The sequence below is a fragment of the Nocardioides terrae genome, assembly GCF_900112345.1.
Lineage (GTDB): Bacteria > Actinomycetota > Actinomycetes > Propionibacteriales > Nocardioidaceae > Nocardioides > Nocardioides terrae.
On sequence record NZ_FOLB01000005.1, the window covers coordinates 196,689 to 214,445 of the forward strand.

Consider the following 17,757-nt stretch of genomic DNA (forward strand, 5'->3'; position numbering starts at 1 on the left):
CCCAGATCGCCGACGGACCGGCACTCGACCAGCCTTCATCCCCGGAGGGGACAGCCGTGTCTTTCGCCGTGTCCGATGCGGTCAGCCTTGCGCTGCACACCGCGCTCAACGGACTCTCGCAGCGCCAGAACGTCATCGCCGACGACATCGCCAACGTCGACACGCCCGGATTCCGGGCGCGGTCCGTGGAGTTCGAGTCGAGCCTGCGCGAGGCGATCGACAGTGGCTCCTTCGAGGCCGGCCGGTCAGGTGCCTCCCCCGTCGCGGCGACCGAGGTGCCGAGCGACACCCCCGTGGGTGCCAACGGCAACAACGTCGACCTGCGCAAGGAGACCATCGCAGCGATGCAGACGCAGTACAGCTACCAGATCCTCGGCCGGGCGATGACCGACCACCTCGCTCTGCTCAAGACGGCGGCGGGCTCCTGATGGGCGCCTTCGACATGCTGAGCATCGCCAACACCGGTCTGGGCGCGCACCAGACCTGGCTGGACGCGCTGGGCGGCAACATCGCCAACGTCAACACGATCAAGCCGATGACGGAGAACGCCTACCAGGCCAAGTTCGTCGTCTTCCAGCCCCGTGCCGACGGCGGCGTCGACGTGGCCGGCCTCGCGCAGAGCAGCGCTGAGGGCCGGGTCACCTCGATGCCCGACAGCCCGCTCGCCGACGCGGACGGCTACGTCCGCGCCCCCGACGTCGACATGGCCAGCGAGATGAGCCAGCTGATCATGGCCCAGCGCGGCTACCAGTCCTCGGTGCAGGTCACCAAGACCGCCCAGGACACCTACGGCTCCGCCCTCAGCATCGGGGAGGGCCGATGAGCTCGATGGGCATCGAGGCGCTGAGCTTCCCGCAGCTCCCGTCCACCCCGACCGTCGGCGCCACCGACACCACGCTCGGCGCCGACCGGCCGCAGGGCCCGGACGGTCCCAGCGGCGACTTCGGCGACCTCCTCGTCAAGAGCCTCGACTCGGTGGAGTCGATGGGCGACAAGGCCTCCGACCTCTCCGTCCAGGCCGCGACGGGCGACCTCAACGCGATCCACGACTACACGATCGCCGCGACCGAGGCCCAGGTGGCGACGCAGCTGACCGTCGCCGTCCGCAACAAGGCGGTCGAGGCGTTCACCGAGATCATGCGGATGAGCGTCTGACATGCGCGACAACATCACCCGCACCCTCTCGCGCTACCTGCGCGCCTTCAGCGACTTCACCAACGGCCAGAAGGCCGTCGCGATCGTCGGCACCGCCGCCCTGCTGCTGGCGAGCTTCCTCGTCTTCCGCTGGGTCGCCGCGCCGTCCTACGCACCGCTCTACTCCAGCCTCTCCGGCGAGGACGCCTCGGCGGTCGTCGACGAGCTCGACAAGGAGGGCGTGAAGTACGAGCTGACCAACGGCGGCACCACCGTGATGGTGCCGCAGGAGCAGGTCTACTCCGCCCGCGTCGCCCTGTCCGGCAAGGGGCTCCCGGCCTCCAGCGACGAGGGCGGCTACTCGCTGCTCGACAACGCCGGCCTCTCCACCTCGGAGTTCCAGGAGCAGACCTCCTTCAAGCGCGCGATGGAGGGCGAGCTCGCCAAGACCATCGAGGCGATCAACGGCGTCGACACTGCTGTCGTCCACCTCGCGCTGCCCGAGAAGCAGGTCTTCACCGACGAGCAGGACCCGGCCACCGCGTCCGTGCTCGTGAAGACCCGGGTCGGCAGCAGCCTCACCGACGAGCAGGTCCAGGCCGTCGTCCACCTGGTCGCGTCCAGCATCGACGGGCTGGACCCCAAGGACGTCACCGTCGCGGACGCGACCGGCAAGGTGCTGACCCTGCAGGACGACACCACCGCCGGCGCGGCCAGCAACCGGCTGCAGCAGGTCAACGAGTTCCAGGACCAGATGCAGGGCCGGATCCAGTCCGTCCTCGACACCGTCGTCGGCCCCGGCCACTCGACGGTCAACCTGACCGCGGACCTCGACTTCGACCAGGCCACCACCAAGACCAAGAAGTACACGTACAACCCGAAGGTCGTCCCGCTCTCGCAGTCCGAGAAGACCGAGAAGTACAACGGCAACGGCACCGGCCTCAACAGCGCCGCCGGCGGCGTCGTCGGCCCCGACGGGCAGATGGACACGACCACGACCAGCGGCGGCGGCGCGTCGACGTACGAGAACGGCAGCAAGACGCAGGACAACGCGGTCGACACCACCGAGGAGGAGCGCGTCGCCGCCCCGGGCGGCGTCAAGTCGCTGCACGTCGGCGTGATCCTGGACGCGGCCTCCATCGGCACCGTCCAGCCGCAGGACCTGCGCGACGTCATCGCCGCCGCCACCGGCATCAACACCACCCGCGGCGACACGATCGACGTGAGCAGCATGCCGTTCGACCACACCGCCCAGAAGACGGCCGCGAAGGAGCTGGCGAAGGCCGACGCCGCGAAGGCGAACGCGCAGCGGATGACGCTCTACCGCAACATCGGCATCGGCGCCGTCATCGCGCTGATCCTGCTGCTCGTCTGGCTCCGGTCGCGCCGCCGTGCGAAGGCACGCGTCGAGGCGACGTCGTACGTCGTCGAGCAGCTGCGTTCGGACGCCGCCGCCCGGGCGCAGGCCGAGGAGATCCCGGCCACCCAGCTGCTCGGCGAGCTCGAGCCGCCGGCCGCGCCGAACCCGGCCGACGAGATCCGCGTCGAGCTCAACGCCCTGGTCGAGCGCCAGCCCGAGGACGTCGCCGCACTGCTGCGCGGCTGGCTGGTGGAGCCCAAGTGACCACCGCACCCGGCTCGCTCCGCCACGCACTCCCCACCACCGATCGGGAAGCCCGATGACAGTCGCAACGATGACCCCGGCACTCGCCATGATGTCGGCGAACGGCAACAGCTCGCTGGCCGGCACGCTCGGCCTGCGCAAGGCAGCGATCCTGCTCATCCAGCTGGGCCAGGAGCGCGCCTCGGCGGTGCTGCGGCACCTGTCCGACAGCGAGGTCGAGGCGGTCACCGCCGAGATCTCCCGCCTCGACGCCATCTCGTCGGCCGAGACCGACGAGGTGCTCGGCGAGTTCCACGGGCTGATGGTGGCGCGCTCGCACATCGCTCAGGGCGGCTTCGGCTTCGCCCAGCAGCTGCTGCAGAGCTCCATGGGCGACGAGCGCGCCCAGGAGATCATGGAGCGACTCCACGCCGCAGCCGTCCAGATGCCCTTCCAGTTCCTGCACCGGGCCGACCCGGCCCAGCTGCGTGGCTTCATCGCCGAGGAGCACCCGCAGGTGATCGCGCTCGTCCTCGCGCACATGACCCCGGACAAGGCGTCGCTGCTGCTCTCGGGCCTGCCCAACCACGTCCAGGCCGTCGTCGCCCACCGCATCGCGGTCATGGACCGCACCTCCCCCGAGATCATCCGGGCGGTCGAGTCGGTCCTGGAGCGCAAGCTCTCCTCGATGCTGCAGCCGACCGAGGTCTCCCGGGTCGGCGGCGTCGACCCGCTGGTCAACATCATCAACCGCTCCGACCGGCCGACCGAGCGGCTCATCGTCGAGGGCCTCGAGGGCCTCGACCCCGCGCTCGCGGAGGAGGTGAAGAGCCGGATGTTCATGTTCGAGGACATCGTCGGGCTCGACGACCGCTCCGTGCAGCAGGTGCTGCGCCAGGTCGACACCGGCGAGCTCGCGCTCGCGCTCAAGGGCGTCAGCGCCCAGGTGCGCAACAAGATCACGGCCAACCTCTCCGAGCGTGCGGCGGAGAACCTCCTCGACGAGGTCGAGCTCCTCGGCGCCGTACGGCTGGCCCAGGTGGAGGAGGCCCAGCAGGGCGTCATCCGCACCATCCGCCAGCTCGAGGAGCAGGGCCAGATCACCGTGCGCCGCGGCAACGACGAGGAGTTCGTCGTCTGATGGGCGTCGTGACGCCGCTGCCGCTGGCCGACCTGCCCCGGTCCGGGTGGGCCGACGGGACCGAGCTGGCCCGGACCGTGCTCGCCGAGGTCGCCGAGCGGGCGCGCACCGAGGCCCAGGCCCAGGGGTACGCCATCGGCTGGGCGCGCGGTCGCCGCGACGCGGCCGCCGCCGCCGCCGAGCAGGCCGCCGCCGATGCCACCGCCACCGCCGAGGCCGAGGCCCGGCGCGAGGCCGAGCACCGCGCGGCTGTCGCTGCGCTCGCGTCCGCCGCCGAGCAGGTGCGCGACGCGCTCGCCGTCCTCCAGGAGCAGGTCGCCGCCGAGGGCACCGACCTCGCGCTCGCGCTCACCGAGACCCTGCTCGCCCGGGAGATCTCGACGCTCACCGACGCCGACGTCGTCCGCCGGGTGCTGGCCGCGTCGCCCGCACCGGCGGCGAAGGTCCGGCTGCACCCGCTCGTGGCCGGCTCGGTCGACGCGAAGGAGCTCGCCGACGCGGGCCTCGTCGTCGTGCCGGACCCGACGCTCGACACCGCCGACGCCGTCGTCGAGGGCGACGGCTCGGTCACCGACCTGCGCATCGGAGCCGCGATGGAGCGGCTCCGCGAGGCGCTCGCGTGACCCGCCCATGAGCCTGCTCACCAGCACCGTCGCCGAGCGCGCCCTCGCCGCGGCCCGGCCGTTGACGCTGGGCACCGTCACCGAGCTCGTCGGCCTGCACCTCGTCGTCTCCGGGCTCGAGGTCGCCGTCGGCGACCTGGTCGAGGTCGCGGCCCGCGGGGCCGGTCTGCTTGCCGAGGTCGCGGCACTGCGCCCGGGCTCGGCGGTGTGCCTGCCGCTCGGGCCGGTGGCCGGCGTCCGGATCGGCGACGTCGTGCGCCACACCGGCGGCCCCCTCCAGATCCGGGTCGGCGACGAGCTGCTCGGCCGCGTGCTGGACGGGCTCGGCCGCCCGATCGACGGCGGCGAACCGATCGACCACCTGCCGCAGGTCGGCGTCGACCTGGCCGCCCCGTCGGCGTACACCCGGCCACGGATCCAGACCCCCCTTCCCCTCGGCGTGCGCGCCCTCGACGCCCTCGTGCCCTGCGGCAGAGGTCAGCGGATCGGCATCATGGCCGGCTCCGGCGTGGGCAAGTCGTCGCTGCTGTCGATGATCGCGCGCGGCGGTGACGCCGACGTCAACGTCATCGCGCTGGTCGGCGAGCGCGGCCGCGAGGTGCGCGAGTTCCTCGACAACGACCTCGGCCCGGAGGGGCTGGCCCGCTCCGTCGTCGTCGTCGCGACGTCCGACGCCCCCGCCGTCGAGCGGATGCGCGCGGCGTTCGTCGCCACCCGGATCGCCGAGTCGTTCCGCGACTCCGGACGCGACGTCGTGCTGATGATGGACAGCGTCACCCGGGTCGCGATGGCGCAGCGCGAGATCGGCCTGTCCGCCGGCGAGCCGCCCGCGACCCGCGGCTACCCGCCCTCGGTCTTCGGCCTGCTGCCGCGGCTGCTCGAGCGGGCCGGCACCTCGCCCGCCGGGTCGATCACCGGCCTCTACACCGTCCTCGTCGAGGGCGACGACCTGCAGGACCCGATCGGCGACACCGCCCGGTCGATCCTCGACGGTCACGTCGTCCTGTCGCGCTCGCTCGCCACCGGCGGCCACTTCCCCGCCGTCGACGTGCTCGAGTCGATCTCCCGGCTGACCGGCGCCGTCACCACGCCCGACCAGCAGGTCCTGGCCCGACGGCTGCGCCGGCTGCTCGCGGCCCACCGCAACGTCAAGGAGCTCGTCGAGATCGGCGCCTACGCGTCCGGGTCCGACGCCGACGCCGACACCGCGCTGGCGCTGCTCCCCCGCATCGACGCGTTCCTGCGCCAGCGGATGGACGAGCCCGCCGGGGACACCTGGGCGGCGCTCGCCGAGCTGCTCGGCTGACGCGCCTCGGCGTCCCGCACCGGTGACACATCGGTGACAGAACGGTGACAGTCCTCCTCAGGTGCCCGGCGGCCGGGCCGATGGACAGGTCGAGCAAGGAGCGCTCACCCCGTCTTGCCGATGGATCGGCAGCCACCCGAACCAAGGGACAGGACCGTCTCCATGCCGTACGCCGGGTCGAAATCCGGTCGCCGCGAAGACCTCGGCCTCAACGCCGTCGCCCGTGTGCGCGAGGTCGCTGAGCAGCGCTCCCTGCTGCAGATGCAGCGGGCCCTCACCGACCGCGACGACTGCCGCCGCGAGCTCGACCGGCTCGAGCTGCAGCTGAGCTCCGCGGCGTCACTCGAGGCCGACATCCTCGGCTCGACCGGCAGCCCGGGCGCGCTGCTCACCCTGCGGATGACGCTCGGCCAGCTCGCCGAGTCGAGCCGGCTCGTCCGCGACGAGCTCCACTCCGCCCAGGGTGCGGCCGACGCCGCGCGTGGCCGGTGGGAGCAGGACAAGGCCGAGCTCGCCGCCGTCGCGCAGCTGCTGGAGCGGCGTACCGCCGAACGGCGACGCGAGGCGCGCCGCGCCGAGGACCGCCAGACCGACGAGACCGCCGCCCAGGGCTGGCTGCGCCGCACCGACGGAGGCCACCGATGAGCATCGCGACCGTCACCGACCGGATCCAGCAGATCCAGTCCCAGATCTCCCAGCTGCAGACGACGCAGGGCAGTGATCCCACCTCGGCCGCGGCGTTCGCGACCACGCTCGACGAGGCGTCGGCCACCGGCGACGTCGCTCGCGTCTCCGCCACGGACCCCACCGCCGCCACCGCCGTCACCGACCCGACCAGCACCGTCGCGCCGACCACGTCCCAGAAAGCGGTGGTCGACGAGGCGAAGCAGTACCTCGGTCTTCCCTACGTCTGGGGCGGCACCTCGAAGTCCAAGGGCGTCGACTGCTCGGGACTGGTGCAGTCGGTCTACAAGAGCCTCGGCTACGACCTGCCGCGCCTCTCGGCCGACCAGGCCCGCTCCGGCCGTCCGGTCGCGTCGATGGCCGACGCGCAGCCCGGCGACCTGATCGCCTGGAACAACAGCTCGCGCAACAGCGGCGCCGACCACATCGCCATCTACATCGGCAACGGCAAGATGATCGAGGCGCCGCACACCGGCGCGCAGGTGCGGCTCGCCGACGTTCCGTCCACACCCGACTACATCCGGCGGATCCTGCCCGACTCTGTCAACGGCCCCGCGTCGCGGGCCGGGCTGGACGCCTCGCGGGCGTCCTTCGACCTGCAGTCGCTCCGCTCCGCCGCCGAGAAGCTCCCCGGCGGTGCGTCATGACCGTGACACCCTTCGCCGCGACCGCCACCCCGACTCCGGCCGCCAAGGCCGGGCGCCCGGGCAAGGGAGTGTCCGAGGAGACCGACGCCGCGCCCGACGCGATGGACGCCTTCCTCGCCACCCTCAGCACCGCGCTGGCCGCCGTCGCCCAGCCGGTCCAGCTTCCCGCCGCCGGGGCGACCCCCGCTTCCTCCGCTTCCTCTGCTTCCTCCGGGACCCCCGCGGGGGCGACGCCCGCCGGGCTCCCCGCCGGTGCCGGCACCTCGCTGGCCTCGGCCGTTCCGGGCATGCTCGCCCCCACCGGCTCCGTCAGCGGTGAGCCGTCAACCGTTCCGGCCGGCCAGACGGTTGCCCCGTCACCGCTGGACGCGGCAGCCACCACCGGCGGTGAGGCAGCACCCGTTCCGACCGGCCAGACGGTTGCCCCGTCACCGCTGGACGCGCCCGCCTCCGCCGGCGGTGAGGCAGCACCCGTTCCGACCGGCCAGGCGGATGCCCAGCCACCGCTGGGCGCAGCCACCGGCGCGAGCACCGTCACCGGCGCCGAGGCCACCGCCACGACCCCCGGCGTACGCCGACCCGGTGACGAGCAGCCGACCGCGGGTGACCAGGGGGCCGACGTCGCACCGCCGCCCGGGGTCACGCCGATGACGGCCACGTCCCAGACCCAGCAGGGTGCCGACGCCGCGACCGGCAGCCAGAAGACCACGGCGGTGCTCCGCCAGGTGTTCCCCGAGGTCACCCGCGTGGCGACCCATGCCGGGCCGGGCACCCACCGCATCTCCATCACGCTCAACCCGGAGAACCTCGGCGAGGTGAAGGTGACGCTCGTCGTCCGAGCGGGTGGCGTCCACGTGCACCTCGCTCCCGAGAGCGGCGACGCCCACCAGGCGCTGCTGCAGGGCGCCCCGGAGCTGCACCGGCTGCTCGAGGTCACCAACGGGGACGCCCGGGTCGTGGTCAAGGACGGCTCGACCGGCGCCGACCCGCAGCGAGGTGGCGACCCGCGCGGCGACACCCAGCGCGGCGACACCCAGCGCGGCACGGACGGACGTCAGCCGACGCCGCACCAGGCCGCCGGCGACCGCGACGGCAACGGCCGCGACCGGTCCCGCGGACGGCAGGCCGCCGCCGCCGTCGACGAGCCGCTGGCCGCGCGCCCCACGACCGACCGGGGCAGCCGCCCCGCCGCCGACCCCGGTCGTCTCGACCGGCTGATGTGAGGAGGACCCATGTCCGTCACCGCCACCGAGAGCGTCAACCCTGGCCTGCTGGCCATGGCCGGCTCGCCCGCCGACTCCGCGAAAGGAGCTGCTGACCAGGACATGTTCATGCAGCTGCTCGTCGCGCAGCTGAAGTACCAAGACCCGATGAACCCGGCCGACACCACCCAGATGATGTCGCAGAACGCGCAGTACAGCGCCCTGCAGGAGATGCAGAAGGTCTCCGCCGGCATGAACCAGCTGCTCTCGGCCCAGCTCTCCTTCGGCGCCGCCGGGATGCTCGGCCAGCAGGTGTCGTACCTCGACGCCAACGGCGTGTCCCAGTCCGGCGTCCCGAGCGGCGTCAGCTTCCTGCCGACCGGCCCGGTCCTCACCATCGACGGCGCCGATGTCCCGGTCAGCTCCATCACCTCCGTGGGGACGCCGTCCGCGGCGCTCCCCGCAGCAACGTCCACCTCCACGTCCACCCCCGCCTGACCCCCGACAACCCAGGAGTCCACCATGCTTCGCTCGCTCTTCTCCGGCATCAGCGGCCTGCGCGTCAACCAGACCATGCTCGACGTGACCGGCAACAACATCGCCAACGCCAACACCACCGGCTTCAAGTCCAGCAGCACCGTCTTCCAGGACACGCTCTCCCAGATGCTCACCGCGGGTGCAGCGGGCAATGCCCAGCGCGGCGGCACCAACCCGATCCAGGTCGGCCTCGGCGTCCAGATCGCCGGCACCTCGGGCAACTTCACCCAGGGCTCCAACCAGACCACGGGTCGCCCGACCGACATGATGATCAACGGCGACGGTTTCTTCACCGTGCAGGACGGCAACAGCCTCACCTACACCCGCGCGGGCGCCTTCCACTGGGACGACGCGGGCAACCTCACCGCGGCCGACGGCAAGTTCGTCATGGGCTACGCCGCCGACCCGACCACCGGCCTCGTCGACACCACCAAGCCGATGGCCCACGTCAACCAGTTCATGAACGGCATCGGCACCGCCACCCCGAAGCTGCTCTCCTACGAGATCAGCAGCGACGGCATGGTCCGCGGCGTCTACGACGACAACAGCCAGCACAACATCGGCCAGATCGCGATCGCCGACTTCGTCAACCCGCAGGGCCTCAACAAGGTCGGCGACACCCAGTTCGCCGCGTCGGCCAGCTCCGGCACCCCGACGTACGGCGTCCCCGGCCAAGGCGGCAACGGCACCCTGACCGTCGGCAGCCTGGAGATGTCCAACGTCGACCTGGCCCAGGAGTTCACCAACCTCATCCTGGCCCAGCGCGGCTTCGAGGCCAGCTCGAAGGTGATCACCACCTCCGACCAGGTCCTCGAGGACCTCGTGAACATCAAGCGCTGACCGGCTCAGGTAGGGCCGACCACGGCCGAAGAGTCAGGAGACCCGCCACGGACGGCAGGTCGGCACGGCAGACCGCACAAGGATGGTGCAACCCATGATCACGCTCACCCGGTTCTCCGGTTCGGTGTTCCTCCTGAACGCCGATCTCATCGAGCGCGTGGACAGCACGCCCGACACGGTCATCACGCTCATGGACGGCAAGAAGTACGTCGTCTGCGAGCCGATGAGCGAGGTGCTCGACGCCGTCGTGGCCTACCGGGCCGAGATCGTCTCGGTCAGCGCCCTGCTCGAAGCCGCCCATGCCGCCCGCCAGCTGGCGCCGCCCACGCCGCGCAACGAGTCGAGGACGCGGCTCGCAGCCGTCGTACCCGTGGCAGCAGACAACCGCGCCGGAGGAGACGTCTGATGGATCCCGCACCCGCGATCGGCATCGGCCTGGGCTTCGCCGTCATCATCGGCTCCAACATCATGGAGGGCGGCAACCCGGCCAGCCTGTTCATGCTGCCGGCCATGCTCCTGGTCATCGGCACCACCGTGGCGGTCTGCGTCGCCGGTGGCACGATGCAGGACGCGAAGAACGTCGTGTCCAGCTTCAAGCGCGCGTTCACCAGCAAGGTCGAGCCGGCCGGCGCCATGGTGCCGGTCGTCGTCTCCCTCGCCGAGCGTGCCCGCCGCGAGGGCCTGCTCGCCCTCGAGGACGGCCTCAAGGACATCGAGGACCCGTTCCTCGTCAAGGGCGTCACCATGGCCATCGACGGCACCGACCCCGAGGAGGTCCGCGACATCCTCGAGGCCGAGGTGCACGCCAAGAAGGCCGAGGACAAGCACGCCGCGAAGTTCTTCTCGGACGCCGGCGCCTACTCGCCCACCATCGGCATCATCGGCACCGTCATGGGCCTCGTGCACGTGCTCGAGCAGCTCGCCGAGCCCGAGAAGCTGGGCCACCTCATCGCCGGCGCGTTCGTCGCGACCCTGTGGGGCGTCATGCTCGCCAACGTCGTGTGGTTCCCGATCGGCAACCGGCTCAAGCGGCTCGGTGCGCTCGAGGCGGCCCGGATGGAGATGGCCATCGAGGGCATCTCCGCCATCCAGGCGGGCTCCAACCCGCGCCTGGTGGCCGAGAAGCTGCGCTCGCTGGTCCCCGCCGGGGAGCAGGAACGCGAGGCGGCCTGATGGCCAGGAAGCGCCGCGAGGAGGAGGAGGAGCACGAGGAGGGCGCCGAGCGCTGGCTGGTCACCTACGCCGACATGCTCACCCTGCTGATGGTGCTCTTCATCGTCCTCTTCGCCATGTCGAACGTCGACACGCAGAAGTACGAGAAGCTCAAGGCCGGCCTGGCCGACGGCTTCGGCCGCTCGGTCAGTGTCCTCGACGGCGGGCAGAAGACGATCCTCGACAAGGGCAACATCGAGGACGACGCCTCCAGCTACGCCCAGGCCGTCGAGGCGCTGCCGCAGAACCCGGCACAGGTGCAGGCGATCGTCGACAAGTCGGCGCAGCAGCGGATCCAGCGCCAGTACGCCGACGCGAACAACGAGGCCGACCGGCTGAAGTCGGTCTGGCGCCGGATGCAGGCGGCCCTGCGCGCACGCGGCCTGGAGGAGGACGTCCAGGCGAAGATCGACGAGCGTGGCCTCGTCGTCAGCCTGGTCTCCCGCCACGTCGTCTTCGCCCCCAACATGGCCGACCTGACCGTCCGCGGTCGCAACATCCTCGACACCCTCGCGCCGGTGCTGGCGTCGCTGACCGAGCCGATCGAGGTCGACGGCCACACCAACCAGGTGAAGGTGAAGCCGAAGTACTACCCCAGCGACTGGGAGCTGTCCTCGGCGCGAGCCATCACCGCGCTGCGCTACCTGGAGGAGACCCGCCACCTGCCGGCCCGCCGGCTCACCGCGTCGGCCTTCGGCCACACCAAGCCCCTGGTCGACCCGCACACCCCAGGCTCCCAGGCCGTCAACAAGCGCGTCGACATCGTCGTGCTGTCCCAAGTGCCCGCGGAGACCCGCGAGAAGCTCACCGAGATCGGAGGAACCCTATGACCGTCACCGCCATGCCGAAGGGCGAGGAGGAGCAGGCCGAGCAGGACGGGAAGAAGGGCAAGCGGGTCAAGCTGATCGCCTTCGTGCTCGTCCTCGTCGTCGCCGCAGCGGCCGGCTACTTCCTGGTCCTCGCGCCGAAGAAGGGCGGCACCCCGCCGAAGCCCGTCGCCGGCGCCGTGCTCCCGCTCGACTCCCAGCAGGTCAACCTCGCCGCCGGCCACTACCTGCGGCTCGGCATCGCCCTCCAGCTCACCGAGAAGGCGGGCGAGGAGGTCGACGGCAGCAAGGCCCTCGACGCCACGATCGACGTCTTCAGCGGGCTGCCCGTCGAGGAGGTCACCAAGAAGGGCGGCCGTGAGGCGCTGAAGAAGAAGCTGCTCGCGGACCTCGAGAAGCGCTACGAGGACGAGGTGATGGACGTCTACTTCACCGAGTTCGTCACCCAGTAGGGGGCCCACCCGGGCTACCCGGACATCCACCGTTCGGGCCATCTGGGACCGTCCGTTCGACGGTCCCGGTTCCGCTCAGGTGTCCCCTCGCACCGCCGATCTGCCGGGCGTGACAGTCGCCACCCCTCCGACGCCCCGGCAGCGTCGGCGTACCCGGACCTCTGAACCGGTCCCCTACGACTTCCGCCGGCCCATCCAGCTCTCGCGTGAGCACTCGCGCACGCTCCAGCTCGGCTTCGACGGATTCGCGCGGCAGGCGACGACGGTCTTCACGTCGTCCCTGCGGACGGTCTGCTCGGTGACCCTCGCCGACATCGAGCAGCGCACCTACGCGGAGTACGTCGACTCGCTCGGCCAGAGCACCTACATGACGCTCTTCTCGGCCGAGCCGATGCCGGGCGTCGGCATGATCGAGATGCCGCTCTTCGCCATCTTCTCCAGCGTCGACCACATGCTCGGCGGCCCCGGCTCGGCCACCCAGCCCGACCGCCCGCTCACCGAGATCGAGAGCGGCGTCGCCCGCGGGCTCGTCGAGCGGCTGCTGTCGGAGATGCGCTACTACCTCGCGCCGGTCGTGCCGCTCGAGCCGACCGTCACGGGTGTCGAGTACAACCCGCAGTTCGCGCAGGTCGCCGGCACCGCCGACGTCATGGTCGTGGTCACCTTCGAGCTCAAGATCGACGAGCGCGACCACCGGATGACCGTCTGCCTGCCCTTCAGCGGGCTGCTGCCGCACCTTACCAGCGTCAACCAGGCCGGCCCGGTCTCCGACCGCGAGCGCACCCAGCGGGCCATGTCGGCCCAGCTGCTGCAGCAGCAGTTCGGCAAGGTGCCGGTGCAGGTCGGTGTACGGCTCCGGCCCACCATGCTCAGCCCCGACACGATCAGCGCGCTCCAGCCCGGCGACGTCGTCCGGCTCTCGCACGCCGCCGCCCTCCCCCTCGACGTCACCGTCGCGGGCGAGACCTTCGCCCATGCCACCGCCGGCGCCCGCGGGCAGCGCCTCGCCGCCCTCATCGTGGACACCCCCAAGGAGAACAACGCATGACCAGCCCTGAGTCCGGCTCCGCCATCGCGGCCGCTGCCGCCGAGGCCACGGCGACCGCCGCCGCCGAGGCCGCTGCCGAGGTCCTCCCCGCCGTCGAGCCGCTCACCGCCGGCCCCGCGCAGCCCGGTTCGCCGCACGTCGTCGCCGCCTTCGCCGGCGCGGCGCTCGCCGACCTGGCGGCCCCGGTGCCGGGCCGGATCGCCATCCTGGTCGGTCAGGACCTCGTCGACGCGCTCGCCGACAGCCCGCTGGGTGGTCTCGACCTGCACGCCGCCGTCCAGCCCGCACTCGAGGCGGTCGCCGGCCGGCTCGGCAGCCAGGTCCGCGACGCGCGCACCGTCTCCCTCGACGACCTGGTCGCCGAGCTCGCCGCCCCCGGCGGCGCCTTCACGACCGTCCCGCTCATCGGCGTGGGCATCGACGCCGCCGTCCTCGTGACCGACGACGCGCTGGCCGGGCCCCCTGCTGGTGGGTCCGCGAGCGACGCGGCCCAGCCTCCCGCTGCTCGAGTCGCGAGCGCTAGCGAGCGTATCGAGACCATCGAGAACACCCCCGCCTTCACCGCCCCGCTCGACGAGCAGCCGCGCCGCCCGTTCACCGCGATCTCCGGCCACCGCGGCCTGGAGATGCTGCACGGCGTCGACATGGAGGTGACCGTCGAGCTCGGCCGCACCCGGATGACCGTCCGGGAGCTGCTCGCCCTCTCGCCTGGCACCGTGCTCGAGCTGGACCGGGCCGCGGGCAGCCCCGCCGACCTCCTGGTCAACGGCCGGCTGATCGCCCGCGGCGAGGTCGTCGTGGTCGACGAGGACTTCGGTCTGCGCGTCACCGAGATCCTCGACGACGCCGCCGCAGTCTGAAGCACACACGATGGACATGCTCGGGCTCGTCATCCGCCTCATCTGCTCACTCGCCCTCGTTCTGGGCATCCTCCTGCTCATCGCCCGGTTCGCCGGCAAGCGCTTCCAGGGCCGCACCGGCGCACCGGTGCAGGTCGTGCACCGCCAGCCGATCAGCCGCGGCAGCTCGGTCGCGGTCGTGACCGTCGGCACCCGGATCCTGGTCCTGGGCAGCACGGAGCAGCAGGTCACCCTGCTGGCCGAGCTGGAGCCCGACGAGCTCGACCTGCCCGAGCCGGCACCTGACGCATCGAACGACGACGCGCCGAAGGACCGTTCGGAACCTCAGGTGGGCGGGATCGGACCGCTCGGCGGCTCGATCCTCTCGCCGCAGACCTGGAAGCAGGCGCTGGCCGCGGCCAAGCGCGACCTCCTTCCCGCCACCGCCGCGCCCATCACCGCGCCCATCACCGCGCCCATCGCCGCGCCCATCACCGCGCCCATCACCGCGCCCATCACCGCGCCCATCACCGAGGCAGCCGACACCCCGGAGATGCAGACGTCATGACCTTCCACAGACGACTCGGCCGCCGCCTCTGGCTGGTCGGGGCGACGGTCAGCGCCCTCGTCCTCGCTCCGGGTGCGGCGTACGCCGCCCCGAAGGGCCCCGACGGCCCGCGGACCCCGGCCGGCCCCACGGTGTCGGTCAACCTCGACGGACTGACCGACAAGCCCAGCAGCAGCCTCGTCACGATCATCGCGCTGACGCTGCTGTCCGTGGCCCCGGCGATCATCCTGACCTGCACCAGCTTCACGAAGATCCTGGTGGTGCTCGGCCTGACCCGCAACGCGCTCGGCCTGCAGCAGAGCCCGCCCAACCAGGTGCTCGCCGGGCTGGCGCTCTTCCTCAGCCTCTTCATCATGGCGCCGGTGCTCTCGGCCGTGAACGACGCCGGGATCCAGCCCTACCTCAACGGCACGGCGACGACGAGCCAGGCGTGGGACGCCGGCATCAAGCCGCTGCAGAGCTTCATGCTGGACAACACCGACGACGACGAGCTGAAGCTGCTCACCAGCGTCGCCAAGCGCGACCTGCCGAAGAACCGCGACGACGTGGCACTGTCCACGCTGGTGCCGGCCTTCGTGCTCTCGGAGCTGAAGGACGCCTTCATCATCGGGTTCATCATCTTCATCCCGTTCCTCGTCATCGACATCGTGGTGAGCGGGGCGCTGATGGCGCTGGGCATGATGATGATGCCGCCGGTGATGGTGTCGCTGCCCTTCAAGCTGTTGCTGTTCGTCCTGGTCGACGGATGGGCGCTCGTGATCCGGGCGCTGGTCGGGAGCTACGGATGATCGCGCATCTCGCCGGCCATCTCGCCGGCCATCTCGCCGGCCATCTGGTCGGCATGGAGCTGACCGACACCGCGATCATCAGCATCGCGCTCAAGACGATGCTGGTCGCCTTCAAGCTCTCGGCGCCGATCCTGGCGACGTCGCTGGTCATCGGATTCACGATCTCGCTGTTCCAGTCGATGACGCAGATCCAGGAGTTCACCCTCGCCTTCGTGCCGAAGGTGATCGGGGTCGGGATCGCGCTGCTCGTCTGCGGCAACTGGATGCTGCACACGATGGTGACCTTCACCCAGCAGCTCTTCGAGAGCATCCCCTCACTGCTGTCATGAGGCTGCGATGACGATCACCGTCCAGGGCGCGCCCCTGATGGCCTTCCTGCTGGCCTCGGTCCGGATCGTGGCCTGGCTGGCCGTCGTACCGCCCTTCTCCTCGAAGGCCGTGCCGTCCATGGCGAAGATCGTCATCGCGCTGGGGCTCTCCTTCGTGGTCGCGCCGTCGCTGGCGGAGGGCAGGCTGCCCTCCTCCACGCCGGAGCTGCTGATGGTCGTGGTCACCCAGGTCGCGGTCGGCCTCGGGATGGGCTTCGTGACGATGCTGCTCTTCAGCGCGGTCTCCACCGCGGGCGCACTGATCGACGTCTTCGGCGGCTTCGCGCTGGCGGCGGCGTTCGACCCGCTGTCGATGAACCAGAACACCATCTTCGGCAGCTGGCACCAGTGGCTCGCCACGGCGCTCCTGCTGGTCAGCGGCGGCCACCTGCTCGTGATCGGCGGCCTGCTGGAGACCTTCTCCTTCCTGCCGCTGACCGGCACGCCCGACTTCGCCGGGTGGCAGCCCGTGCTCATCACGGCGTTCCAGATGTTCTTCACCGTCGCCGTCCAGATCGCGCTGCCGCTCATCGCGGTGCTGTTCCTCGCCGACCTCGCCCTGGCCCTGCTGACCAAGGTCGCCCCGCAGCTGAGCGCGATCAACATCATGTATCCCGCCAAGATCGGCATGACCCTCCTCCTCGTGGGCCTCTCGTTCCCGGTCCTCCCCCACGCCGTCGACAGGCTGGTCGACTACTCGCTCCAGGCGATGTCGACCATGTCCGGGGCCTCCTGATGTCGTCGGGCGAGGACAAGACCGAGAAGCCCACCGCCAAGCGGCGCCGCGAGGCCCGCAAGGACGGCCAGGTCCCGCGTACGCCGGACCTCGGCGGCTGGCTCTCCGTGCTGGTCCTCGGGCTGGCCATCGGGCCGTTGCTCGACCACGAGGTCGGCGCCTGGCGCGAGCTGATCGTCGCCTCGCTGCGCTCCGCCGAGCGGCCCAGCGTGCCGCTCGCCCTGCACCTGCTCGGCAACGGCGCGCGGCACGCGTTCTTCTCGATCCTGGTCGTCTCCGGGATCGTCATGGTCGTCGGCGTGGTGTCGGCGGTCGGCCAGGGCGGCCTGGTCGTCTCCCCGAAGCTCGTCAAGCCGTCGTTCAAGAAGCTCGACCCGATCCAGGGCTTCAAGAAGGTCTTCGGGCCGAAGGCGCTCTGGGAGGGTGCCAAGATGCTGCTCAAGAGCGCCGTCGTGGCGGTGCTCGGCCTGCTCGCCGTGAAGTCGGTGATCCCGCTCGTCGGCGGCCTGGTCCCGATCGACACCACCATCGCCGTCGTGCACGACAAGGCGCTCGGCCTCGTCCGCAACGTCGCGCTGGCCGCGCTGGTGATGGCGGCCGCCGACTACGCCGTCCAGCGGCGGCGGGTCGAGAAGAAGATGCGGATGGGCAAGTCCGAGGTCAAGCAGGAGCACAAGCAGTCCGAGGGTGACCCGCTGGTCAAGAGCGCCATCCGGGCCCGCCAGCTCGCCGCCGCCCGCAACCGGATGATGGCCGACGTCGCCACCGCCGACGTGGTGCTCACCAACCCGACCCACATCGCCATCGCGCTGCGCTATAACGGCGAGGCCGCCCCGCGGGTCGTCGCCCGCGGCGCCGGCGCGATCGCCGCGAAGATCCGATCGGCCGCCGAGGAGGCGAGCGTCCCGCAGGTGCAGGACGTCCCGCTCGCGCGGGCGCTCTACCGCTCGTGCGAGGTCGGTCAGCAGATCCCGTCGGAGCTGTGGACGGCCGTCGCCCAGGTCCTCGCCTTCGTCATCAGCCGGCGCCGCTCCGGGCTCCAGGGCGGCCAGCACCGCAGCCCCCGACCGGACCGGCCGCTCCCCGACGTGCTCCCCGCGCGCCAGCGGCGTCGCCCCGCCCGCTCCGGCTCCTGACCTCCCGGTGCGGGCCCGCGGCACCCGGCTCGACAACTGCTGGCAGATGCCGGATTCCAGGGCGCC

Annotated in this window: 23 protein-coding genes; all 23 read left to right on the forward strand. The window is 71.5% G+C overall.

The window, feature by feature from the left end:
* The first annotated feature begins 56 nt into the window (after positions 1-56).
* The 23 genes from flgB to BM236_RS09035 all read left to right on the forward strand — a co-directional run bounded on the left by flgB (position 57) and on the right by BM236_RS09035 (position 17,691).
* Positions 57-428, forward strand: a complete 372-nt coding sequence (flgB, locus tag BM236_RS08925; protein WP_091122642.1) for a flagellar basal body rod protein FlgB — start codon at positions 57-59, stop codon at positions 426-428.
* A complete protein-coding gene (locus tag BM236_RS08930) occupies positions 428-823 on the forward strand; it encodes a flagellar basal body rod protein FlgC (RefSeq protein ID WP_091122645.1) in 396 nt (131 codons plus the stop codon). The genes flgB and BM236_RS08930 overlap by 1 nt, the downstream gene beginning before the upstream one ends.
* Positions 820-1,155, forward strand: a complete 336-nt coding sequence (fliE, locus tag BM236_RS08935; protein ID WP_091122647.1) for a flagellar hook-basal body complex protein FliE — start codon at positions 820-822, stop codon at positions 1,153-1,155. The genes BM236_RS08930 and fliE overlap by 4 nt, the downstream gene beginning before the upstream one ends.
* A 1-nt stretch (position 1,156) precedes the next feature.
* Positions 1,157-2,758 carry a flagellar basal-body MS-ring/collar protein FliF gene (fliF, locus tag BM236_RS08940; RefSeq protein ID WP_091122649.1) on the forward strand — a complete coding sequence of 534 codons (1,602 nt, stop codon included), beginning with the start codon at positions 1,157-1,159 and terminating at the stop codon, positions 2,756-2,758.
* 70 nt (positions 2,759-2,828) lie between these two features.
* Positions 2,829-3,878: a flagellar motor switch protein FliG gene (gene fliG, locus BM236_RS08945; RefSeq protein ID WP_245750224.1), complete on the forward strand. Its 1,050-nt coding sequence runs from the start codon at positions 2,829-2,831 to the stop codon at positions 3,876-3,878.
* Entirely contained in the window at positions 3,878-4,501 is a 624-nt protein-coding gene (locus BM236_RS08950) for a FliH/SctL family protein (RefSeq protein WP_091122652.1), read from the forward strand. The genes fliG and BM236_RS08950 overlap by 1 nt, the downstream gene beginning before the upstream one ends.
* A 7-nt stretch (positions 4,502-4,508) precedes the next feature.
* Positions 4,509-5,807, forward strand: coding sequence for a FliI/YscN family ATPase (locus BM236_RS08955; RefSeq protein ID WP_091122653.1), 1,299 nt, complete (start codon positions 4,509-4,511; stop codon positions 5,805-5,807).
* 162 nt (positions 5,808-5,969) lie between these two features.
* Positions 5,970-6,452 carry a flagellar FliJ family protein gene (locus tag BM236_RS08960; RefSeq protein ID WP_175507618.1) on the forward strand — a complete coding sequence of 161 codons (483 nt, stop codon included), beginning with the start codon at positions 5,970-5,972 and terminating at the stop codon, positions 6,450-6,452.
* Complete coding sequence (locus BM236_RS08965) at positions 6,449-7,138, forward strand: C40 family peptidase (RefSeq protein WP_091122657.1); 690 nt, start codon at positions 6,449-6,451, stop codon at positions 7,136-7,138. The genes BM236_RS08960 and BM236_RS08965 overlap by 4 nt, the downstream gene beginning before the upstream one ends.
* Positions 7,135-8,361 (forward strand): flagellar hook-length control protein FliK, encoded by a 1,227-nt coding sequence (locus BM236_RS08970; RefSeq protein ID WP_091122660.1) that lies wholly within the window; start codon positions 7,135-7,137, stop codon positions 8,359-8,361. The genes BM236_RS08965 and BM236_RS08970 overlap by 4 nt, the downstream gene beginning before the upstream one ends.
* A gap of 9 nt (positions 8,362-8,370) precedes the next feature.
* On the forward strand, positions 8,371-8,838 hold the full coding sequence (locus tag BM236_RS08975; RefSeq protein WP_091122661.1) for a flagellar hook assembly protein FlgD: 468 nt from the start codon (positions 8,371-8,373) through the stop codon (positions 8,836-8,838).
* A 24-nt stretch (positions 8,839-8,862) separates the two neighbouring features.
* The gene (locus tag BM236_RS08980) at positions 8,863-9,717 is read left to right on the forward strand and encodes a flagellar hook-basal body complex protein (protein ID WP_091122664.1); all 855 of its coding nucleotides are present in this window, start codon (positions 8,863-8,865) and stop codon (positions 9,715-9,717) included.
* Between the two features lie 94 nt (positions 9,718-9,811).
* Positions 9,812-10,123 carry a flagellar FlbD family protein gene (locus tag BM236_RS08985; protein ID WP_091122666.1) on the forward strand — a complete coding sequence of 104 codons (312 nt, stop codon included), beginning with the start codon at positions 9,812-9,814 and terminating at the stop codon, positions 10,121-10,123.
* Positions 10,123-10,890 (forward strand): motility protein A, encoded by a 768-nt coding sequence (locus tag BM236_RS08990; protein ID WP_091122668.1) that lies wholly within the window; start codon positions 10,123-10,125, stop codon positions 10,888-10,890. Before BM236_RS08985 ends, BM236_RS08990 begins: the two co-directional genes overlap by 1 nt.
* Complete coding sequence (locus tag BM236_RS08995; protein WP_091122672.1) at positions 10,890-11,759, forward strand: OmpA/MotB family protein; 870 nt, start codon at positions 10,890-10,892, stop codon at positions 11,757-11,759. Before BM236_RS08990 ends, BM236_RS08995 begins: the two co-directional genes overlap by 1 nt.
* Complete coding sequence (locus tag BM236_RS09000; protein WP_091122674.1) at positions 11,756-12,208, forward strand: flagellar basal body-associated FliL family protein; 453 nt, start codon at positions 11,756-11,758, stop codon at positions 12,206-12,208. Before BM236_RS08995 ends, BM236_RS09000 begins: the two co-directional genes overlap by 4 nt.
* 109 nt (positions 12,209-12,317) lie before the next feature.
* Entirely contained in the window at positions 12,318-13,256 is a 939-nt protein-coding gene (locus BM236_RS09005) for a flagellar motor switch protein FliM (RefSeq protein ID WP_245750225.1), read from the forward strand.
* A complete protein-coding gene (gene fliN, locus BM236_RS09010; RefSeq protein WP_091122679.1) occupies positions 13,253-14,116 on the forward strand; it encodes a flagellar motor switch protein FliN in 864 nt (287 codons plus the stop codon). The genes BM236_RS09005 and fliN overlap by 4 nt, the downstream gene beginning before the upstream one ends.
* A gap of 16 nt (positions 14,117-14,132) precedes the next feature.
* The gene (locus BM236_RS09015) at positions 14,133-14,663 is read left to right on the forward strand and encodes a flagellar biosynthetic protein FliO (RefSeq protein ID WP_217645271.1); all 531 of its coding nucleotides are present in this window, start codon (positions 14,133-14,135) and stop codon (positions 14,661-14,663) included.
* Positions 14,660-15,451: a flagellar type III secretion system pore protein FliP gene (gene fliP, locus BM236_RS09020; protein ID WP_091122683.1), complete on the forward strand. Its 792-nt coding sequence runs from the start codon at positions 14,660-14,662 to the stop codon at positions 15,449-15,451. The genes BM236_RS09015 and fliP overlap by 4 nt, the downstream gene beginning before the upstream one ends.
* Entirely contained in the window at positions 15,448-15,780 is a 333-nt protein-coding gene (locus BM236_RS09025) for a flagellar biosynthetic protein FliQ (protein ID WP_245750226.1), read from the forward strand. The genes fliP and BM236_RS09025 overlap by 4 nt, the downstream gene beginning before the upstream one ends.
* A gap of 7 nt (positions 15,781-15,787) precedes the next feature.
* A complete protein-coding gene (locus BM236_RS09030) occupies positions 15,788-16,555 on the forward strand; it encodes a flagellar biosynthetic protein FliR (RefSeq protein ID WP_091122685.1) in 768 nt (255 codons plus the stop codon).
* Complete coding sequence (locus BM236_RS09035; RefSeq protein ID WP_091122688.1) at positions 16,555-17,691, forward strand: EscU/YscU/HrcU family type III secretion system export apparatus switch protein; 1,137 nt, start codon at positions 16,555-16,557, stop codon at positions 17,689-17,691. The genes BM236_RS09030 and BM236_RS09035 overlap by 1 nt, the downstream gene beginning before the upstream one ends.
* Positions 17,692-17,757 lie beyond the last annotated feature (66 nt).

Coding starts and splice junctions, on each gene's coding strand:
- BM236_RS09025 (WP_245750226.1), top strand. CDS start 15,448: ATGATCGCGCATCTCGCCGGCCATCTCGCCGGCCATCTCGCCGGCCAT.
- fliP (WP_091122683.1), top strand. CDS start 14,660: ATGACCTTCCACAGACGACTCGGCCGCCGCCTCTGGCTGGTCGGGGCG.
- BM236_RS08960 (WP_175507618.1), top strand. CDS start 5,970: ATGCCGTACGCCGGGTCGAAATCCGGTCGCCGCGAAGACCTCGGCCTC.
- BM236_RS09035 (WP_091122688.1), top strand. CDS start 16,555: ATGTCGTCGGGCGAGGACAAGACCGAGAAGCCCACCGCCAAGCGGCGC.
- fliG (WP_245750224.1), top strand. CDS start 2,829: ATGACCCCGGCACTCGCCATGATGTCGGCGAACGGCAACAGCTCGCTG.
- BM236_RS08990 (WP_091122668.1), top strand. CDS start 10,123: ATGGATCCCGCACCCGCGATCGGCATCGGCCTGGGCTTCGCCGTCATC.
- BM236_RS09000 (WP_091122674.1), top strand. CDS start 11,756: ATGACCGTCACCGCCATGCCGAAGGGCGAGGAGGAGCAGGCCGAGCAG.
- fliN (WP_091122679.1), top strand. CDS start 13,253: ATGACCAGCCCTGAGTCCGGCTCCGCCATCGCGGCCGCTGCCGCCGAG.
- fliF (WP_091122649.1), top strand. CDS start 1,157: ATGCGCGACAACATCACCCGCACCCTCTCGCGCTACCTGCGCGCCTTC.
- BM236_RS08980 (WP_091122664.1), top strand. CDS start 8,863: ATGCTTCGCTCGCTCTTCTCCGGCATCAGCGGCCTGCGCGTCAACCAG.
- BM236_RS08965 (WP_091122657.1), top strand. CDS start 6,449: ATGAGCATCGCGACCGTCACCGACCGGATCCAGCAGATCCAGTCCCAG.
- BM236_RS08995 (WP_091122672.1), top strand. CDS start 10,890: ATGGCCAGGAAGCGCCGCGAGGAGGAGGAGGAGCACGAGGAGGGCGCC.
- BM236_RS09015 (WP_217645271.1), top strand. CDS start 14,133: ATGCTCGGGCTCGTCATCCGCCTCATCTGCTCACTCGCCCTCGTTCTG.
- BM236_RS08930 (WP_091122645.1), top strand. CDS start 428: ATGGGCGCCTTCGACATGCTGAGCATCGCCAACACCGGTCTGGGCGCG.
- BM236_RS08955 (WP_091122653.1), top strand. CDS start 4,509: ATGAGCCTGCTCACCAGCACCGTCGCCGAGCGCGCCCTCGCCGCGGCC.
- BM236_RS08950 (WP_091122652.1), top strand. CDS start 3,878: ATGGGCGTCGTGACGCCGCTGCCGCTGGCCGACCTGCCCCGGTCCGGG.
- BM236_RS09030 (WP_091122685.1), top strand. CDS start 15,788: ATGACGATCACCGTCCAGGGCGCGCCCCTGATGGCCTTCCTGCTGGCC.
- BM236_RS08985 (WP_091122666.1), top strand. CDS start 9,812: ATGATCACGCTCACCCGGTTCTCCGGTTCGGTGTTCCTCCTGAACGCC.
- BM236_RS08975 (WP_091122661.1), top strand. CDS start 8,371: ATGTCCGTCACCGCCACCGAGAGCGTCAACCCTGGCCTGCTGGCCATG.
- fliE (WP_091122647.1), top strand. CDS start 820: ATGAGCTCGATGGGCATCGAGGCGCTGAGCTTCCCGCAGCTCCCGTCC.
- BM236_RS08970 (WP_091122660.1), top strand. CDS start 7,135: ATGACCGTGACACCCTTCGCCGCGACCGCCACCCCGACTCCGGCCGCC.